We start from the raw sequence: 17,646 nt of genomic DNA on the forward strand, positions 1-17,646 counted from the left end.
AGCCTTTTTAGTGCCGTAGCGAGAAAAAAGCACCGATGCCGCGTGGCATCGGTGCTTTTTGGTGAAGTAGATTTACAGAGCCGTTCTCGGTGCGGCCGATTTGATCGCCTCGGAGACGGAGCCGAATTTCTCGAAGTTTTTCACGAAGCGGCCTGCGAGTCCGAGCGCGGCTTGGTCGTAGGCCGCCTTGTCTTCCCAGGTGTTGCGCGGGTTGAGCACGTGCGCCGGAACGCCCTTCACAGCGGTCGGGATCGAGAGGCCGAAAATCGGATCGGTCACGAACTCGACTTCGCCGAGACGGCCTTCGATGGCTGCCGTAACCATTGCGCGGGTGTAGGACAGCTTCATGCGCGAGCCTGTGCCATACGCGCCGCCCGTCCAGCCGGTGTTGACGAGGTAGACTTTCGAGTTGTGCTCCTCGATTTTCTTGCCGAGCAATTCTGCGTACACGGTCGGTTGCAACGGCAGGAACGGAGCGCCGAAGCAGGTGGAGAAGGTCGCTTCCGGTTCGGTGACACCGCGCTCTGTACCTGCGAGTTTGGAGGTATAGCCAGACAGGAAGTAGTACATCGCTTGTTCCTTGGTCAGTTGTGCGATCGGCGGCAGGGTGCCGGTCGCGTCTGCGGTCAGGAAGACGATCACGTTCGGGTGACCCCCGACAGACGGGAAGACTGCGCCTGGGATGAAGTCAAGCGGGTAGGCAGCGCGGGTGTTTTCGGTCAGGGCGGCGGAGTCGTAGTCTGCAGCGCCCGTCTCTTGGTCGACGACGACGTTTTCCAGCACGGTGCCGAAGCGGATCGCGTTCCAGATCTCCGGTTCGCCTGCTGCGGACAGCTTGATGGTTTTCGCGTAGCAGCCGCCTTCGAAATTGAACACGCCGTTGTCCGACCAGCCGTGCTCATCATCGCCGATCAGTTGGCGGTTCGGGTCTGCGGACAGCGTGGTTTTGCCAGTGCCAGAGAGGCCAAAGAACAGGGCGACATCGCCTGCTTGCCCGATGTTCGCAGAGCAGTGCATCGGCATGACACCACGGCCAGGGAGCAGGAAGTTCATGACGGAGAAGATCGATTTTTTCATCTCGCCCGCGTAGTGCGTGCCGCCGATCAGGACGACGCGCTTTTCAAAGGAGATGAGGATGTAGGTTTCGGAGTTGGTGCCGTCTACGGCCGGGTCGGCCACGCAGTTCGGGACGCCGATGACGGTGAACTGCGGGAGATGGTCCTTCAGTTCCGCTTCGGTCGGACGGATGAAGAGTTGGTGGACGAACTGGTTCTGCCACGCGTACTCGTTCACGACGCGGATCGGCAGGCGATATTCCACATCTGCACCTGCAAAGCCGTCGAACACGAACAGCTCTTGCTTGGTTTTCAGGTACTCCAGCGCTTTATTGTAGAGGCGGTCGAATTTCGCCTGTTCAAACGGTGCGTTGACTGGCCCCCACGCCACTTGGTTCTCGGTGATCGCATCGCGCACGATGAATTTGTCCTTCGGCGAACGGCCGGTGTATTTGCCGGTGGTGACGCTCAGGGCACCTGTGTTGCTCAGGATTGCTTCACCGCGCTTGACGGCTTCTTCAACCAGCATCGGGACGGACAGGTTGTAGTGAACGGTGGTGTTGTCCAGAATGGTTTGCAGATCGGTGGTGGCAGTCTTGGTCGTCATGGTGGGGTAATTCCTTTCCATTGGGGAGTCGGTAAGTATGTTCTATAATAGGGTGGTCAAGGCGGGAATGTTCCACACTCAACCGTTATATGAGTTATACTAATTGCTCTGAGTATAGCACAATCAAGGGTTCGGGCAAATACTTTTTTCTTGAATTGGATGACTGAATCTTGACAGGTGTGTTCGGAAATGGAGTTATTTCGAAAGTAAATCCTATTCACAAAGTCGAATGGTATGTTATAATTGGAGTCCCTGTAAGCAGGGGAGTGGAGCAAGGGGGAGACGAGATGATTCGTGTGATTGCAGTCGATCTAGATGAGACGTTGCTGGCACCGGATAAGTCGATTCCGGACGCGAACAGAGCAGCGCTGCAACTGGCTCGTGAGCGAGGCGTACAGGTGGTGCTGGCGACGGCGCGCGGCTGGGGCCGCACAGAAGCTTTTTATCGAGAGCTCGGGCTGGATACGCCCGTGATCGTCTCGTCTGGCTCGCGATTGGTGGATGGCAGCACAGGGCAAGACTTGTGGTTGAGACGTTTGCCTATGGACTTCGCACGCGAGATCTGCGCGTTCTGCCAGGAGCAGGACATCTCGATTCGCGTCTATGTCGGGGCCGAAGTTTGGAACAACCATCAGCACGACCCGCTGTTGAATACGCCCGTGGCGCAGGCCCAAGTTCGAACCGACATTGCCGAGACTTTGATCGAAGCGCCCTACCAGATCTACACCAAGGGCGAGCGCAATGTATCGGAGTTGTTGACGCGCTTTGGCGGTCGAGGCGACGGCTGGATCTTGAATGTCACCAAGTATGCGGACGGCATCCCGGAGATGATGATCATGAATCCGCAGAGCACCAAGGGTGCGGCGTTGCAAGCGCTTTGTGAGAGCTGGGGCATCCCCTCCGAACAAGTGATGGCGCTCGGTGACAACTTCAATGACTTGTCGATGATCGAGTGGGCGGGCTTTGGTGTTGCGATGGGGTGGGCGGCTCCAGAAGTACAGGAACGAGCCGACTATGTCACGGCACCCGACGATGTTGCAGGTGTAGCAACGGCCATTCGTTATGCTTTGTTTGATCGCAAAACCTCATCCGCGTCTTAAATAACTTTATAGAACTCATTCGACCTATACATATTTATGTATAGGTTTTTCTAGTGAAGGAATAAATAGGTAGACATAGAATTCAATATTTGTCATAGAAATGCTGTGAAACTGTTTTTGCAAGACGTACATGTTGAATTGGGGCGAACAGGATGGTTCATACACATACATTGTTTGAATGGCACCCAGATCTGATCTGGACATTGGACGTAGAGGGACACATGCTTTCCGCCAATCGGGCCGCAAGCCAAATTGGCACCCAATCTTATGAGGAATTGCTGTTGCCAGCAGATCGCGCCAACGTCCGTGCGTGGCTGATGGGCGCGGTTGCTCAACAAGTTCCACACGGCGGTCAGTCCGCGCTGGCCCATCCCGTGCAAGGGCGGCTCCAGGCGGCTTGGACCGTTCTGCCGATCGTGGAGGCGCAACAGACGGTCGGCCTGTACCTGATCGCCCGCAATCTAGCTGTGGAGGAAAGCCCGCCACCAGATGATGAACTGCGCGAGGTCAAGGAACTGTTGGAATCGGTTTTCCGGTATACCAAGGACGCGATCGTGCTGTTCGATCCCAACGGTGTCGTGTTGCGCGTAAATGAAGCGTTCGAGCGGATTTTTGGCTACGAGCGCAGTGAGTTGATGGGGCGGTGGCTGCCGGTAACACCAGAATTTGAAGTGGTGGCTGTGCAGACGCAGTTCAATAAGTTGATTCAGGAGGGTCATTCCTATACGGAGCACGAAACGAGGAAGCTCTGCAAGGATGGACGTCTGCTCGATACGTTGGTCACGCTCTCTCCGATCAAAAACCGCGACGGTCAAGTCGTAGCCGTGACCGGGATCGTCCGCGACCTCACGGAGAGCAAGACTACGCAACAACTGCTCGTTCAAACGGAAAAACTCTCCGTCGCCGGACAGCTCGCAGCGGGCGTTGCCCACGAGATTCGCAACCCGCTGACGGCGCTAAAAGGCTTCGTGCAACTGATGGAGGGTGGGGCGGTGGCGAAGGAACCCTACTTGCGCGTGATGGCTTCGGAGTTGAACCGCATCGAATTGATCACCAACGAACTGCTCATGCTCGCCAAGCCGCAAGCCCACTCCGTGAAGGTGCAAGATGTGGGCGCGATCCTGCTCGAGGTGATCGCGCTCTTCGAAACACAGGCGATCCTGCGCGATGTGCAAGTCATCGCGGAGTTGGAGCGCGATCTGCCGCCCTTCGCCTGTGATGAGAACCAGCTCAAGCAAGTCTTCATCAATTTTTTGAAAAACGCCTTGGAGGCGATGCCAGCCGGCGGTCGTATCGACATCGCACTTTGGCACGACGGAGACCTCATACGCGTCTCGTTTGCTGACCAAGGAGGCGGGATTGCCCCGGAGTTGTTGACGCGGGTCGGCGAGCCTTTTTTCACAACCAAGGAAAAGGGCACAGGTCTAGGCTTCATGGTCTGCAAGCAGATCATCGAGAACCACCACGGCGAGATCCGCATCGAGAGCGTGGTGGGCGCGGGAACGACGATTGAAGTGCTGTTGCCGCTCTAGGGAGACAGACGCGCAGCCAAAAAAGAGGCGACCCTCGATGAGGGTCGCCTCTTTTTTATTCAAGCCTTATGCGAGTACATCGCGGCGGGTGAAGGTCAGGAAGCTGACGAGCAGACCGCCGAACGTCCACAGGGTCAGGATCGCCAGCGAGAATCCGAGCGTGACATCTGGAATCGGCAGCGGGGTGCCGTTCACATAGTCGGTCAGGCGCAAGTGCGAGGTGAACAGGTACTTGGCGAGCGGGAAGTCAGCAGCCAGTTGCACGAGGATGTTGCCACCGATCAAGATCGCCAGCATCACGCCCATCCCGGCTGCAGTGCTGCGAACCAGCACCGAGACCATGAAGGAGAGCGTGGCGACGACGATCACGGAGATCCAGCCGAGTCCGTAGTTCATCAACAGCAACCGCCAGTGTGGAATCACTTGCACGTGGCTGGCATCGAACGTGCCGTTGGCGATCTGGAACCCGGTGAACATCGGCGCGTCCCAACCTTGGTAGCCGAAAAACAAGCCAGAGATCAGATAGCAGGCGACCCCCGTGATCACGACGGTCAGCGTGGTGTAGATCAACAGCGTCAGGTACTTGGAGAGCAGGATCTTCCAGCGCTTGACCGGACGGGTCAACAGGAGCTTGATCGTGCCTTCGGAGTGTTCGCTGGAAACGATGTCTGTCGCGACGACGATCACGAGCAAGGGCAGGAACAGCGAGACGCCATACTGCATGAAAAAGCGCGTGAACGTGGTCGCCCCGGTCGATTTCGGGTTGATGCCCCGGTCGAGGTAGTATTTGTTTTGCTCGACTTGTAGGGCGAGGATTTTTTTCTGCTCGTCTGGCAGGTAGGACGATTGCATGCGGTGTTCAGTTTCGGTGATCTGCGTTTGCAATTGTGCCTTCCAGTCGGTGGTGCCGACTTTGGCGAGCAGGCGCTGTTCTGAGGTGTACTGCCCGTAGGTGAACAGCGGGATCAGGCAGAGCAGGATCAGCACGACGACAAAAAATCTGCGCTTGCGCAATACTTTCAACGTTTCGTTGCGCGTGAGGGCGAGGAGGTTACGCAATCGACTCACCTCCTGTGATCTGGAGGAACAGTTCTTCCAATTGGTTCTGAATCGTCACGCTGTAGAGGTGAACGCCAGCTGCAATCAGCTTTTCGTTGATCTGAGCGGTCTGGGCGCGCGTCACGGTGGCGACCAGTTTCGTGGTACCGACCTGTTCCAGCGGCTGGTTCCTCAGTTCCTGAGCGATCACGCGATGTGCGATGTCGAGCGGATCGACCGTCCATTCCACGCGGTTTTCACCGTGCTCGACGATGTCGTGAACAGACGTGACCTTGACGATCTCCCCGCCGGAGAGGATCGCGACGCGGTCGCACATCATCTGAACTTCAGCGAGCATGTGTGAGGAGACAAAGACAGCCAGCCCCTCCTCAGCGGCGAGCGTGCGGATGAATTCGCGCAGCTCGCGGATGCCGGCCGGGTCGAGACCGTTGGTGGGCTCGTCCAGAATCAAGAGCTTCGGACGACCGAGCAGGGCCTGGGCGATGCCGAGGCGTTGGCGCATACCGAGCGAGTAACTTTTCACCTTGTCATGGATGCGTGCGTCCATTTTGACGAGTTGGACGACTTCGTGGATGCGCTCCTCGGTGCAGTCGCCAAGCATCGTGGCGAAGTGTTCGAGGTTTTGCCAGCCGGTCATGTACTTGTACATCTCCGGGTTCTCGACGATGCAGCCGACTTTGTGCATGGCCGCGAGGAAATCGGTGCGCACATCATGCCCATCGATCAAGATACGACCCGCCGTCGGCGCGATCAAGCCGACGATCATGCGGATCGTCGTCGTCTTGCCGGCACCGTTCGGACCGAGAAAGCCGAACACTTCACCCGCCTGTACGTCGAAGGTGATGTTGCGAATGATTGTGCGTTTGCCAATGGTCTTCTGTAAGCCCTGCACGGAGAGGGCGATGGCAGCAGGTGTATGGGTCAACGGTCTCACCTCAATTCTAAGAGTAGGAAAAAACGCCTATGCTCCTATCATACCGAATCTGTGCTACACTAGATAGATCAAGGAGGTGTCTCGATCCCATGAAAAATACATCTTGGTCGTGGAGAATCGTCTCTACGCTCGCGATTACCAGTGCACTTGTCCTCGGTGCGGGGTTCGTCATGGCCCTACTCGGACCCAAAGGAACCACATCCGCAGCTGAGATGACCGATACGCTTCAAAAACAAACCGCCCCGGCGTCCGCCGCCACACAGACCGATCAGACCTACTCCGTTGTCGCACTTGGAGACTCGCTCACCAAAGGTGTCGGTGACAAAAACGGCAAAGGCTATGTCGGCTACCTAAAAGACAAGCTTGATGCAGACGGTCGCAAAGTCACGGTGAACAACCTCGGCGTCTCTGGCCTCGAATCGCCAGAATTGCTCAAGACCGTGCAAAGCGCAGGCACACAAGCGGTGCTCAAGGATGCCAAGCTGATCCTGATCTCGATTGGCGGCAATGACATCACACATTCGGTGGGGGATATCAGCACCATTCTGACCACCAACAAATTCGACGAGACCAAACTGCTCGCCGCCCAAGACCGCTACACCAAAAACCTCGACGAGATCCTCAAGCTCGTGCGCACCAGCAACCCGAACGCACCTGTGCTCGTCGTCGGCCTGTACAATCCGTTCGAAGGGATCGTCGAGGACGGGGCCAAATTGACCGCGCTGCTCGACGGTTGGAACGCCAACGCGATCTCCATCGTCCAGAAGTACGCCAATGCAAAAATCGTTCCGACCGCCGACATCTTCGAATGGAACACCGATCGTCTGCTCTCCGGCGACCACTTCCATCCCAACGAGTCTGGTTATGAAAAAATGGCCGAACGCATCAAACAAGCCTTACCAAAATCGATTCTCTAAGCCTGACTGTCACCTATGAAAAGACAAAGCGCTCTCCTTCGGGAGGGCGCTTTTTTGTGATCTGGTGCCGGATTAAAAATGAATACGGTTTCATTTATATTTCTCGTCCGATTAATCAAAAAAGCAATCGCTAGGCACTTGCACAGAACCCAGAAATGCGTTTATAATGTCCAACAAGAAAACACACAGGTACACTAAGAGTGTACACTGACAGTGAACACAGGGGGAGAGCAAGCCATGAATCGCAAAGTGGTCAAGGTCGGATTGTTAGGACTCGGCACGGTTGGGTCGGGTGTGGTGAAGATGTTGCGACAGAACGTGGAAGAACTGGCGCAAAAGTGCGGCTATGAAGTAGAGATTCAGCGTGTTCTCGTTCGCGACTTGGAAAAAATGCGGGCCGTCGACGTTGAGCGACACATGCTCACCCGAGATGTGCAAGACATTCTCGAAGATCCGGAAGTACGCATCGTGATTGAGGTGATGGGCGGCGAAGAGCAGACCAAGGAGATCGTCTTGCAAGCTTTGCAGGCTGGCAAGCACGTGATCACGGCGAACAAAGACTTGGTCGCACTGCATGGTGCGCTCTTGCACCGAGCTGCCGATGAGAACGGTGTGGAACTGCTCTACGAAGCGGCAGTCGCCGGCGCGATCCCGATCGTTCGCGTGCTCAAACAGTCGTTTGCGGCAGACAACGTCCGCGAAGTGATGGGCATCGTCAACGGGACCACGAACTATATTCTTTCCAAAATGACCGCCGAGGGTGCGGCCTATGAAGACGCGCTCGCCGAAGCCCAACAGCTCGGCTATGCAGAAGCCGACCCGCATGCAGATGTCTCCGGGCTCGATGCAGCGCGCAAGATGGCGATCCTCGCTTCGATCTCGTTCCGCCAAGCGGTAGAACTGGCAGACGTCAAACTCGAAGGGATTGAGAGCGTCACCCAGCAGGACGTGGAACGAGCCAAGGCAGGGGGTCAAGTGATCAAACTGATCGGCCGCGCTCGTCGGGAAGGGAGCGCCATCGAGGTATCCGTCGCCCCGATGTGGCTGGAAGCGGCGCACCCGCTGGCAAAAGTCGGTGATTGTTTCAACGCCGTGTATGTCTACGCCGATGCGCTCGGGGAAGCGATGTTGTATGGACGCGGGGCTGGCGAGATGCCGACGGCAAGTGCCGTGGTCGGTGACTTGCTTGCCGTGCTACGAGGGCGCAAGTTCGCAGCCGCTCAACCGCAACAGATGGCGAGGTGGGCGTAATGGCAGTCTGGAAAGGACTTCTCCACGCCTACCGCGACTGGCTCCCGATCAACGAACGGACGCCGCTTTTGTCGCTCTGTGAAGGCAATACACCGCTGATCCCGGCACCGAATCTGTCAGCCCAGCTCGGCGTAGAGATTTTTTTGAAATTCGAAGGGTTGAACCCGACGGGCTCGTTCAAGGACCGCGGCATGGTGCTCGCCGTCGCCAAAGCGGCAGAGGAGGGCAGTAGCACCGTGATCTGTGCCTCGACGGGCAATACCTCCGCCTCGGCAGCAGCCTATGCTGCACGACTCGGGTTGCGTTCCATCGTGTTGATCCCAGATGGCAAGATCGCGTATGGCAAGCTGGCGCAGGCGATGATGTACGGCGCGGAGATCGTGCCGGTGCAGGGGAATTTTGATCAGGCATTAGAACTCGTGCGGGACGTTTCTCGTGCGCATCCTGTGACCTTGGTCAACTCGGTCAACCCGTATCGCATCGAAGGGCAAAAGACAGCAGCGTTTGAAGTGTGTGAACAACTGGGTTCTGCCCCGGACTACTTGGCGCTGCCCGTCGGCAACGCGGGCAACATCACCGCTTACTACAAAGGATTCCGTGAGTATCACAAGGCAGGCATCGTGCAGAGTGTCCCCCGGATGCTCGGTTTCGAAGCGGAGGGGGCTGCGGCGATTGTGCGCGGGGAACCGATCAAGGAGCCGGAGACGATCGCCACGGCAATTCGCATCGGCAACCCGGCATCGTGGGACAGTGCGGTGCGTGCGGCGCAGGAGTCTGGTGGCGCGATCGACAGCGTGACCGACGAGGAGATTTTGGCTGCGTACAAACTGTTGGCGCGGGCGGAGGGCGTGTTCTGTGAGCCCGCTTCGGCTGCCTCGCTCGCCGGCGTGATCAAAAGCCGTGCCGCAGGTCAACTGCTGTCCGGTGCTCGTGTCGTCTGTGTCCTGACAGGCAATGGGTTAAAGGACTCCGACGTTGCGCTCCAAGTCAATGCGCTTGAACTGAAAAGCATCCCGGCCACGCAAGAGGCGGTTGTACAGACGATCTTGCAAACGAACTAATTTATAGGGAGTGTGAGCGGGTATGCAAACGCGATGGAGGGTTCCAGCGACGACGGCGAACCTCGGGCCGGGATTTGACGTGTTGGGCATGGCTTTGGATTTGTACAACGAGATCGAGATGGAGGAGATCGAACAAGGCTTAGAGATCACGGTGGAGGGGGAGGGAGCGGCAGACATCGCTCGCGATGAGAGCAATCTGGTGTACCAAGCCGCGCTCGCGGTGTTTGAGCGAGTCGGCTACGCACCTGCGGGACTGCGGATTCACCTCTGCAACCGCATCCCGGTCACGCGCGGTCTCGGCAGTTCATCTGCTGCGCTGGTCGGAGGTCTCGCGGCGGCCAATCGGATCTGTGGCGATGCGCTCAGCCGTGAGGAGTTGCTAGAGATTGCGACGGTGATGGAGGGCCACCCGGACAACGTCGCTCCGGTTCTGTACGGCGGATTCTCCGTCGCAGGCCATGTGCGCGACAAGTGGCGCGTCCAACGTCTGACGCCGCCCGCTGGACTCTGTGTCGTGGTGGCGATTCCAGACTTCGAACTGCACACGGAACAGGCGCGTGCTGTCGTGCCACAACAGGTCAGCTTGGCAGATGCGATATTCAGCGCATCGCACGTAGGTCTGATCGTGGCCGCGTTGCAAAAAAATGACCTCGAACTCTTCGGTCAATGCTTGGAAGACCGCCTCCACCAGTCCCATCGCGCCGAATTGATCCCCGGCATGAATGACGTGTTAAAAAGCGCCGAGGAGGCAGGCGCAGTCGGCGCCGCACTGTCTGGTGCAGGGCCGACCCTGATCGCGTTCACAGAGGGCCATCGCGATGAAGTCGGACACGCCATGCAGCAAGCGTTCGCCGCACATGGTGTGACCTGCCGAATCATGCATCTGTATCCGGATTTGAGTGGTGTGTGCGAGCACGTCGTCGTACCCACCATCGTATAAAAAAAGCGTATCGACTTCCCGAGCGGGAAGTCGATACGCTTTTTGGTTAGCCGAATACGTTCGCACCTGGCTTGATCTCTTCCAGCCCGTTCAAGTACTTGCGCAGCGCTTGCGGGATGTAGATCGAACCATCTGCGCGCTGGTGGTTTTCCAACAGCGGGATCAGGATGCGCGGAGTCGCCACAGCGGTGTTGTTCAGCGTGTGGCAGTATTGCAACTGTCCGTTCTCATCCCGATAGCGAATGTTCGAGCGGCGCGCTTGGAACTCCAGCAGGTTCGACGCCGATTGCGTCTCGCCATAGTTTTCTCGCGACGGCATCCACGTCTCGATGTCATACTTTTTGTAGACTCCTTGCCCGATATCGCCCGTACAGACAGCGACGACACGGTAGGGGAGCTCCAGCAACTGCAACAGATCCTCCGCATTTTTCGTGATCTCTTGCAGAATCGCTTCCGAGACCGCAGGGTCGTTTTTGCAGATCACGACTTGCTCGACCTTGGCGAACTGGTGGACGCGGTACAATCCGCGCGTATCGCGTCCGGCCGCGCCTGCTTCGCGGCGGAAGCAGTTCGAGACGCCGGCAAAACGGATCGGTTGGTTCACATCGACCACTTCACCCGCATGGTACGAGACCAGCGGAACTTCGGAGGTGCCGACGAGCCAAGCGTTGTCGCGACCTAGTTCGTAGGTCTGCTCCCGACCGAGCGGGAAGAAACCAGTGTTCGTCATCACATCCTCGCGCACCATCATCGGCACATCCATCACCGTGAATCCACGCTCTGTCAGCAGATCGATCGCCAGTTGTTGGACGGCGCGGTGCAAGTACAGCCCGATGCCCTTCAGGTAGTACTGGCGCGTTCCTGCAACCTTCGCCCCACGCGGGAGGTCGAACAGGTCGTAGGTTTCACCGAGCGTGACATGATCTTGGATCGCAAAGTCAAACTGTGGCAGCTCGCCGATCTGGCGGAGCTCGACGTTCTCCTCATCAGATGCGCCAATCGGCGTGTCCGGCGAGATGATGTTCGGGACGCGCAACAACAACGTGGACCACTGTTGCTCCACGTCTTGGAGCAGCGCTTCCTGTGTGGTCAAGTTCGCGTTAATCCCGCGCACGAGTTCCTTGATTTGCTCGACCTCGTCCTGATTTCCATCCTTGGCGAGGCGCGGGATCGATTGCGAGAGGTCGTTGCGCTGTTTGCGCAGACCTTCGACTTCTTGGAGCAAGGCGCGACGCTTGCCGTCGAGTGCTAACAGATCGGTGATCGAGACCTCAATTCCTTTTTGCTGGGCGACCGTTTGCACCACGTCCGGGTTTTCACGAATATACCGAATGTCTAACACTTCACACCACTCCCCTTTAAAAAAATACAAAGAGCGCCCTCATCCGATTGGGACGAGGAGCGCTCTTTTTCAAGGTCTCGCGGTGCCACCCAACTTGGCCTGGTTCTCTCATAGAGAGAGTCAGGCCCGCTTTGGTGTCACGGTAACGGGTGACTCCCGGCTCACTCTTCGCAAGCGCCTCTGAGTTGGATGCTCTTCCACGGCATGATCACGATATCCATAAATGTTTTTACATTATAAGGTATCCTCGACTTGCTTGGCAAGGGCTATACCTTTTCCACTCTGGGGAAAAATAGTACAATGGAGCAGTTATCCTCTGCAAAGGATTCCATCGGAAGGAGTTACATATAGATGCGAACTGACCTCAAGCGTGAAGACATCGAGTTGCTCGCCCCAGCAGGTACGTGGGAAGCGATGCGTGCAGCGGTCGCCAATGGAGCGAACGCCGTCTACTTTGGCGTTGAGAAATTCAATGCCCGTGCTCGTGCGAACAATTTCCTCATGGCTGAATTGCCACAGATCATGGAGTTCCTGCACACCTACGGTGTGAAGGGTTTCCTCACCTTCAACATCCTCGTTTTTGAAACGGAACTGGAGGACGCCAAAGAACTGATCCATGCTTGCATTGATGCTGGTGTGGATGCAGTCATCGTCCAAGATCTCGGCCTCGTCAAGATGATCCGCGAAATCTCGCCAGATTTCCCGATCCACGGCTCCACCCAGATGACGATCACCTCCCCGGAGGCGGTTGAATTCACCAAGACCTATGACATGGAACGCGTCGTGCTCGGTCGCGAGAACAACCTCAAGCAGATCAAGAAAATTTCGGACTCGGCAAAAGTCCCGCTCGAAGTGTTCGTCCACGGCGCGCTCTGCGTGTCCTACTCCGGTCAATGCCTGACCTCGGAGATGTGGGGCGGTCGCTCGGCGAACCGCGGCGAGTGTGCACAAGCCTGCCGCCTGCCGTATGACATGATGGTCGATGGCGAGCAAAAAGACATGGGCAACATCTCCTACCTGCTCTCGCCCAAGGACCTCAACGCGCTGGAAATCGTCCCGGAGCTGATCGAAGCAGGCGTGACTTCCTTTAAAATTGAAGGCCGTCTGAAAGCACCGGAGTATGTCGCCAACGTTGTCTCCAAGTATCGCAAAGCGATTGACGCGTACTTCCTCGGCGCCACCGACTACCAGCCGGACCTGATCGACATCCAAGAACTGGAGCAATCCTTCTCGCGCGGGTTCACAAAAGGCTTCCTGACGGGTACCAACAACAAGCAACTCGTCGACGGCACCTACCCGAAAAAACGCGGCGTCTACCTCGGCCGCGTGAAAAAAGTCTACCGTGACGCGATCCTCATCGACTTGGAAGCCCCGCTGAAACGCGGCGATGGCATCGTGTTTGACTTTGGCGACCCGACCCAGCAGGAAGAGGGCGGACGCGTCTACGACATCCGCATCAAGGGTCAAAAAATCGAGGGCGGCGTTGAATCTGGTCTCTACGAGATCGTCATGGGCCGCAACGACGTGAACCTCGGGAGCATCAATGTCGGGGACAAAGTGTGGCGGACCTCCGACATGGAACTTGACCGTCGCCTGCGCAGAACCTTCGAAACGGAAAAGCCGTACCACACCTTCCCAGTCAACCTCGAAGTCTACGGAGCGGTCGGCCAACCGCTGGTCACCGTCTGGACCGATGTGAAAAAAGGCAATTCCGTCACGATCAATTCTGAGCAACCGGCAGAAGAAGCGTTGAAGCGTCCGTTGGACGAGGAAGTTCTGCGGGAACAATTCGGTCGTCTGGGCGGCACCGTCTATGAATTGGACGAGCTGCATGTCGAACTGACCGGCAGTGTGATCATCCCGAAGTCGGAGATGAACCGCATCCGTCGAGAAGCGGTCGAGCAACTGTTCGAACAGCGCATCGCACCGCCGAAATACACCAAGCGTGAGGTCGATCCCTACGAGGACACCGTGATCCCGGAGCCTGTCGATGGTCAGGAAGCGAAACTGGTCGCGCTCTGCCGTTCGCTGGAACAGATCGAAGCGGCGGGACAGACGGACGTGGACTACATCTACGCGGAGTTTGAGTTTGTCAAAGATTATCCAAAAGCGGTCGAAGCCGCTCGCCGTCATGGCAAAAAAATCGCCCTCGCCACCCCGCGCATCCTGATGCCGGGCGAAGTCAGCATCCTGCGTCAGATGCTCAAGCACCAACCGGACGGCATCCTCGTGCGCAACACAGGTGCGGCGCACTACTTTGCACAGGAACGCCCGGCGGGGATCGAGATCATCGGTGACTTCTCGCTGAACATCGCGAACCACAAAGCGGCCAACCTGTTCCTCGACAGCGGTCTTGACCGCGTCACCGCTTCCTATGACCTGAACACCGAGCAGATGATTGACCTGCTGAGCCAATCGCGCTCAGAGCGCGTCGAGGTGGTCATCCACCAACACATGCCGATGTTCCATATGGAGCACTGCGTCTACTGCACGTTCCTCTCCGAAGGCACCGACTACACCAACTGTGGCCGTCCTTGTGAGGAGAAAAGCATCTCGCTGAAAGACCGTGTCGGCATGGAGCATCCGGTGCGTGTTGATACCGGCTGCCGGAACACCGTCTACAACGCGGTCGATCAATCGGGTGCCGAATATCTCGGCGAATTCCTCGGCAACGGTGTGCGCTATTACCGAGTTGAATTCCTGGAGGAAGAAGGCAAGCGCGTTCGCGAAGTTCTCGATCTCTACCGCAAAGCACTGAACGGTGACGTCAGCGGTACAGACGTCTGGCGGAACCTCAACGCAACCAACCAACTGGGCGTCACCCGTGGACAGCTCACGAAGTAAGCAAAAAAGACCCTTCGCCACGTGGCAAAGGGTCTTTTTTTCTACACGCTGACTTCTGGTTGGGCGGGTACCTTCGTCCGGCGAGAGAGGCTGTTCATCGTGCGAGCGTAGAAGAAGAGACTCAGCATCCCCACCACGAGGAACAGGGCGAACATCGTCCACGACGACACGTAAGCACCGAGCGTGATCGAGAGACCGCCGAGCATCGACGACCCGACGCCGGTCAACCCGGCGACCGCCATGTAGACCCCCCGGTTCTCGGTGGGGGCGAGGTCAGCGAGAATCGTCTGTTTCACCGGGACCCAAGTGATCTCCCCGATGGTGGCGATGATCATGGAGATGCCGAGCACCAGTGGCCAATTGCTGACGATGATCACCGCGTATCCGATCGTGCTGAGCGCGACCCCCAACAGCAAGGCGCGGCGATGACCGAAGCGGTGTACCCACTTGCGAACCACAGCGGAGAACAGCACCACGATCATCGCATTCATGGCTTGGAGAAAGGCAAAGAGTTGCAGCCCATCAGCTGTGAACACCCAACTCCCGAGCGTGAAGATCGTTTGTGGAGTTGAGATGTCATCAAAGAGCCGCACGCGTCCGTAATTGTTGGTGATGTTCTCCAGAGATCCGCACAGCAGCGCGGCTCCGAGGAAGATGATGAAGATGCGGTTTTTGAAGACAGTCATGTAGGTCGCCACCATCCCCGCTGGTTTTTCCCCGGCGGGGAGCGGCTTGGATTCTGGCTTGGTCTCCGTGATCCAAACGATCAGGACGACGAGGGAGAGGGCGAGGAACAAGGTCATCGCACTGAACAGCTCGAACTTGAACGAGCGGAACAGATAGCCGCCGGCGATCCCACCGATGACGAGGCCGAAATTGTTCGACCAATAGTCGACGCTGTAGACGAGCGTCCGCGACTTAGACGTGGTGACGTCGATCAGCATCGCCTCTGACGCCGGGCCGCTCAAGCCGTCACAGAACCCGATCAACAGCATGCCGATGCAGGTGACGACCGCGGATTCGTACCACGGCGAGTTGGAGAGCGCCACGACCGCGAACAGCAGGACACGGGCTGTCTCCGCGTACAGCTTCACCCGTTTGCGGCCAAACTTGTCAGCGAAATGTCCGCCATACGCGCCTGCCGATACGGTGATCGCGATGTGTAGCACGATCAGCAAGCCGGTCAGCGAGGGACCGATCGCTTCTGCGAAGTAGATGGCGAGGAAGGGAAAGACCATGCTGCCGATCATGTTTCCAATAAAATTTTGAAGAAGCCGAATCTTAACATTAAGATGTAGTTCACGAAAGGTCAAAGTAATCCCTCCAAATACCAATGTATTTCCATGTTATCACAAAAATCAAAATCCGCCTCCGTCTGGAGTCGGTTTTTGGGATATAATAAATGCAGTTTACAGGAAGGAGCGACCCCACCGTGATCCTGATGATCGACAATTACGATAGCTTTGTGTACAACCTCGTCCAATACCTGACCGAGATGGGCCATGAATTGCTCGTCCGACGCAACGACGAGATTACAATAGAAGAAATTGAACAACTCAACCCGCAGGTTCTCGTGATCTCGCCGGGTCCGTGCTCGCCGACCGAAGCGGGAATTTCGATGGAGGCGATCCGTCACTTTGCGGGCAAGATTCCCCTGTTCGGCGTCTGTCTGGGCCAGCAAGCGATGGCGCAGGCGTTCGGCGGGCGGGTTGTGCAAGCCGAGCGGATGATGCATGGGAAAACATCGCCGGTACATCACGATGGCCGGTCTGTTTTTGCAAACTTGCCGAGTCCGTTGACCGCGTGTCGCTACCATTCGTTGATCGTCGAGCGTGAGACGTTGCCAGACTGCTTTGAGGTGTCCGCATGGACGGCAGAGGGGGAGATCATGGCGATCCGCCACCGAGAACTAGAGGTAGAGGGTGTGCAATTCCACCCGGAAGCGATCCTCACCGAGCACGGGAAGGCGATGCTCCGAAACTTCATGGAACGGCAGGGATTGGTATGTACGTCTGTTTAAACGGCAAGATCCTTCCGGTGGAACAGGCGCAGGTGTCGGTGCTCGACCACGGCTTTTTATATGGGGCAGGACTTTTTGAAACGATGCGCACGGTTGGTGGCGAGCCGATGTTTTGGGCGGAGCATTACGCGAGACTGGTGGAGTCTGCGGAGGCGTTGCAACTCGTAAGTCAAGTGGGCATATCCGTTGCGGACGATTCGCTTTCGCAAGCAGGGTTGCCGTTGCCTCAAGCGAATGCGACGCGTCTGGATACGCCGATTTCAGCGGATTCGAAACGTTTCCCTTGGTCATCCTCTGACTTGCACGACCTGATCACCGCCACCGTCCGTGCCAACGATTTAGAGGAGGCCTATGTGCGTCTCTCGCTCACACGAGGCCCTGGCGCACTGGGTCCGAGCGGCAAGACCTGTCAGACGCCGACGCTGGTCATCTACGCGAAACCACTCGCGTTGCCCGCAGAGGACGTCTACCGTTGCGGACGTGACCTGCTGATCCTCCAAACTCGCCGCAATTCCCCAGAGCTCCCCGTGCGTGTCAAATCGCTCAACTACCTCAACTCACTGCTGGCCTATGCTGAACTTGAAGCGCGGGGCGGGGGAGAGGGCATCCAACTCACCAACGAGGGGTGGATCGCAGAGGGTGCGGTCAGCAACCTGTTTTTTGTCGTCGAGGGTGAATTGTGGACGCCGAGCCTCGACACGGGTATCCTGCCCGGCATCACCCGCGCTTGGGTGTTGCAAACCGCGCGCCAACAGGGCATCCCGACCCGTGAACACCGCTTCACACGGGCAGAGCTTCGTGAGATGACCGAAGCGTTCACCACCAGTTCGGTGGTGGGAATCCTCCCGGTGGTGTCCGTGGAACAGACCCCGATCGATGCGGGCGTGCCCGGTCCGATCACAAGCTACCTGATGCAAAAGTGGCGCACGCTCACTTCCAGAAATAACTAGTCTCAAAAGGGTTGCACTAGAGTCAGGGCTCGTG

At 57.2% G+C, this 17,646-nt stretch carries 14 protein-coding genes; 9 read left to right on the plus strand and 5 right to left on the minus strand.

Annotated elements, in window-relative coordinates:
- Positions 1 to 72: 72 nt before the first annotated feature.
- The gene (gene pckA, locus C7459_RS16600; RefSeq protein ID WP_109690411.1) at positions 73 to 1,662 is read right to left on the minus strand and encodes a phosphoenolpyruvate carboxykinase (ATP); all 1,590 of its coding nucleotides are present in this window, start codon (positions 1,660 to 1,662) and stop codon (positions 73 to 75) included.
- A 287-nt stretch (positions 1,663 to 1,949) separates the two neighbouring features.
- Between pckA and C7459_RS16605 the strand changes: the two genes are divergently transcribed.
- Both C7459_RS16605 and C7459_RS16610 read left to right on the plus strand, forming a co-directional pair.
- The gene (locus tag C7459_RS16605) at positions 1,950 to 2,762 is read left to right on the plus strand and encodes an HAD family hydrolase (protein WP_109690412.1); all 813 of its coding nucleotides are present in this window, start codon (positions 1,950 to 1,952) and stop codon (positions 2,760 to 2,762) included.
- A 152-nt stretch (positions 2,763 to 2,914) separates the two neighbouring features.
- The gene (locus C7459_RS16610; protein WP_109690413.1) at positions 2,915 to 4,294 is read left to right on the plus strand and encodes a PAS domain S-box protein; all 1,380 of its coding nucleotides are present in this window, start codon (positions 2,915 to 2,917) and stop codon (positions 4,292 to 4,294) included.
- A 66-nt stretch (positions 4,295 to 4,360) separates the two neighbouring features.
- Here C7459_RS16610 and C7459_RS16615 read toward each other — a convergent pair whose 3' ends face one another.
- Positions 4,361 to 5,362 carry an ABC transporter permease subunit gene (locus tag C7459_RS16615; RefSeq protein WP_425450731.1) on the minus strand — a complete coding sequence of 334 codons (1,002 nt, stop codon included), beginning with the start codon at positions 5,360 to 5,362 and terminating at the stop codon, positions 4,361 to 4,363.
- Positions 5,346 to 6,278: an ABC transporter ATP-binding protein gene (locus C7459_RS16620; RefSeq protein ID WP_245884597.1), complete on the minus strand. Its 933-nt coding sequence runs from the start codon at positions 6,276 to 6,278 to the stop codon at positions 5,346 to 5,348. Before C7459_RS16620 ends, C7459_RS16615 begins: the two co-directional genes overlap by 17 nt.
- A gap of 98 nt (positions 6,279 to 6,376) precedes the next feature.
- Here C7459_RS16620 and C7459_RS16625 point away from each other — a divergent pair, with 98 nt between their 5' ends.
- From C7459_RS16625 to thrB, 4 genes are all read left to right on the plus strand, one after another.
- Complete coding sequence (locus tag C7459_RS16625; protein ID WP_170119510.1) at positions 6,377 to 7,204, plus strand: GDSL-type esterase/lipase family protein; 828 nt, start codon at positions 6,377 to 6,379, stop codon at positions 7,202 to 7,204.
- 237 nt (positions 7,205 to 7,441) lie between these two features.
- Positions 7,442 to 8,455 carry a homoserine dehydrogenase gene (locus tag C7459_RS16630; RefSeq protein ID WP_109690416.1) on the plus strand — a complete coding sequence of 338 codons (1,014 nt, stop codon included), beginning with the start codon at positions 7,442 to 7,444 and terminating at the stop codon, positions 8,453 to 8,455.
- Complete coding sequence (gene thrC, locus C7459_RS16635) at positions 8,455 to 9,516, plus strand: threonine synthase (RefSeq protein ID WP_109690417.1); 1,062 nt, start codon at positions 8,455 to 8,457, stop codon at positions 9,514 to 9,516. The genes C7459_RS16630 and thrC overlap by 1 nt, the downstream gene beginning before the upstream one ends.
- Before the next feature lie 22 nt (positions 9,517 to 9,538).
- On the plus strand, positions 9,539 to 10,456 hold the full coding sequence (gene thrB, locus C7459_RS16640; protein WP_109690418.1) for a homoserine kinase: 918 nt from the start codon (positions 9,539 to 9,541) through the stop codon (positions 10,454 to 10,456).
- Positions 10,457 to 10,502: 46 nt separating this feature from the next.
- On the opposite strand, the gene serS is transcribed toward thrB, so the two are convergent.
- Positions 10,503 to 11,798 carry a serine--tRNA ligase gene (gene serS, locus C7459_RS16645; RefSeq protein WP_109690453.1) on the minus strand — a complete coding sequence of 432 codons (1,296 nt, stop codon included), beginning with the start codon at positions 11,796 to 11,798 and terminating at the stop codon, positions 10,503 to 10,505.
- 351 nt (positions 11,799 to 12,149) lie between these two features.
- On the opposite strand from serS, the gene C7459_RS16650 reads away from it, so the two are divergent.
- Positions 12,150 to 14,642, plus strand: coding sequence for a U32 family peptidase (locus C7459_RS16650; RefSeq protein WP_109690419.1), 2,493 nt, complete (start codon positions 12,150 to 12,152; stop codon positions 14,640 to 14,642).
- A 41-nt stretch (positions 14,643 to 14,683) separates the two neighbouring features.
- Here C7459_RS16650 and C7459_RS16655 read toward each other — a convergent pair whose 3' ends face one another.
- Positions 14,684 to 15,976, minus strand: coding sequence for an MDR family MFS transporter (locus tag C7459_RS16655; RefSeq protein ID WP_342766668.1), 1,293 nt, complete (start codon positions 15,974 to 15,976; stop codon positions 14,684 to 14,686).
- Between the two features lie 98 nt (positions 15,977 to 16,074).
- Between C7459_RS16655 and pabA the strand changes: the two genes are divergently transcribed.
- Both pabA and C7459_RS16665 read left to right on the plus strand, forming a co-directional pair.
- Positions 16,075 to 16,662 (plus strand): aminodeoxychorismate/anthranilate synthase component II, encoded by a 588-nt coding sequence (gene pabA, locus C7459_RS16660; RefSeq protein WP_109690421.1) that lies wholly within the window; start codon positions 16,075 to 16,077, stop codon positions 16,660 to 16,662.
- Entirely contained in the window at positions 16,647 to 17,612 is a 966-nt protein-coding gene (locus tag C7459_RS16665) for an aminotransferase class IV (RefSeq protein ID WP_109690422.1), read from the plus strand. Before pabA ends, C7459_RS16665 begins: the two co-directional genes overlap by 16 nt.
- Positions 17,613 to 17,646 lie beyond the last annotated feature (34 nt).

This window comes from Tumebacillus permanentifrigoris, assembly GCF_003148565.1.
GTDB lineage: Bacteria > Bacillota > Bacilli > Tumebacillales > Tumebacillaceae > Tumebacillus > Tumebacillus permanentifrigoris.

Coding starts and splice junctions, on each gene's coding strand:
- C7459_RS16610 (WP_109690413.1), top strand. CDS start 2,915: ATGGTTCATACACATACATTGTTTGAATGGCACCCAGATCTGATCTGG.
- pckA (WP_109690411.1), bottom strand. CDS start 1,662: ATGACGACCAAGACTGCCACCACCGATCTGCAAACCATTCTGGACAAC.
- C7459_RS16650 (WP_109690419.1), top strand. CDS start 12,150: ATGCGAACTGACCTCAAGCGTGAAGACATCGAGTTGCTCGCCCCAGCA.
- thrB (WP_109690418.1), top strand. CDS start 9,539: ATGCAAACGCGATGGAGGGTTCCAGCGACGACGGCGAACCTCGGGCCG.
- C7459_RS16665 (WP_109690422.1), top strand. CDS start 16,647: ATGTACGTCTGTTTAAACGGCAAGATCCTTCCGGTGGAACAGGCGCAG.
- thrC (WP_109690417.1), top strand. CDS start 8,455: ATGGCAGTCTGGAAAGGACTTCTCCACGCCTACCGCGACTGGCTCCCG.
- C7459_RS16605 (WP_109690412.1), top strand. CDS start 1,950: ATGATTCGTGTGATTGCAGTCGATCTAGATGAGACGTTGCTGGCACCG.
- C7459_RS16625 (WP_170119510.1), top strand. CDS start 6,377: ATGAAAAATACATCTTGGTCGTGGAGAATCGTCTCTACGCTCGCGATT.
- C7459_RS16630 (WP_109690416.1), top strand. CDS start 7,442: ATGAATCGCAAAGTGGTCAAGGTCGGATTGTTAGGACTCGGCACGGTT.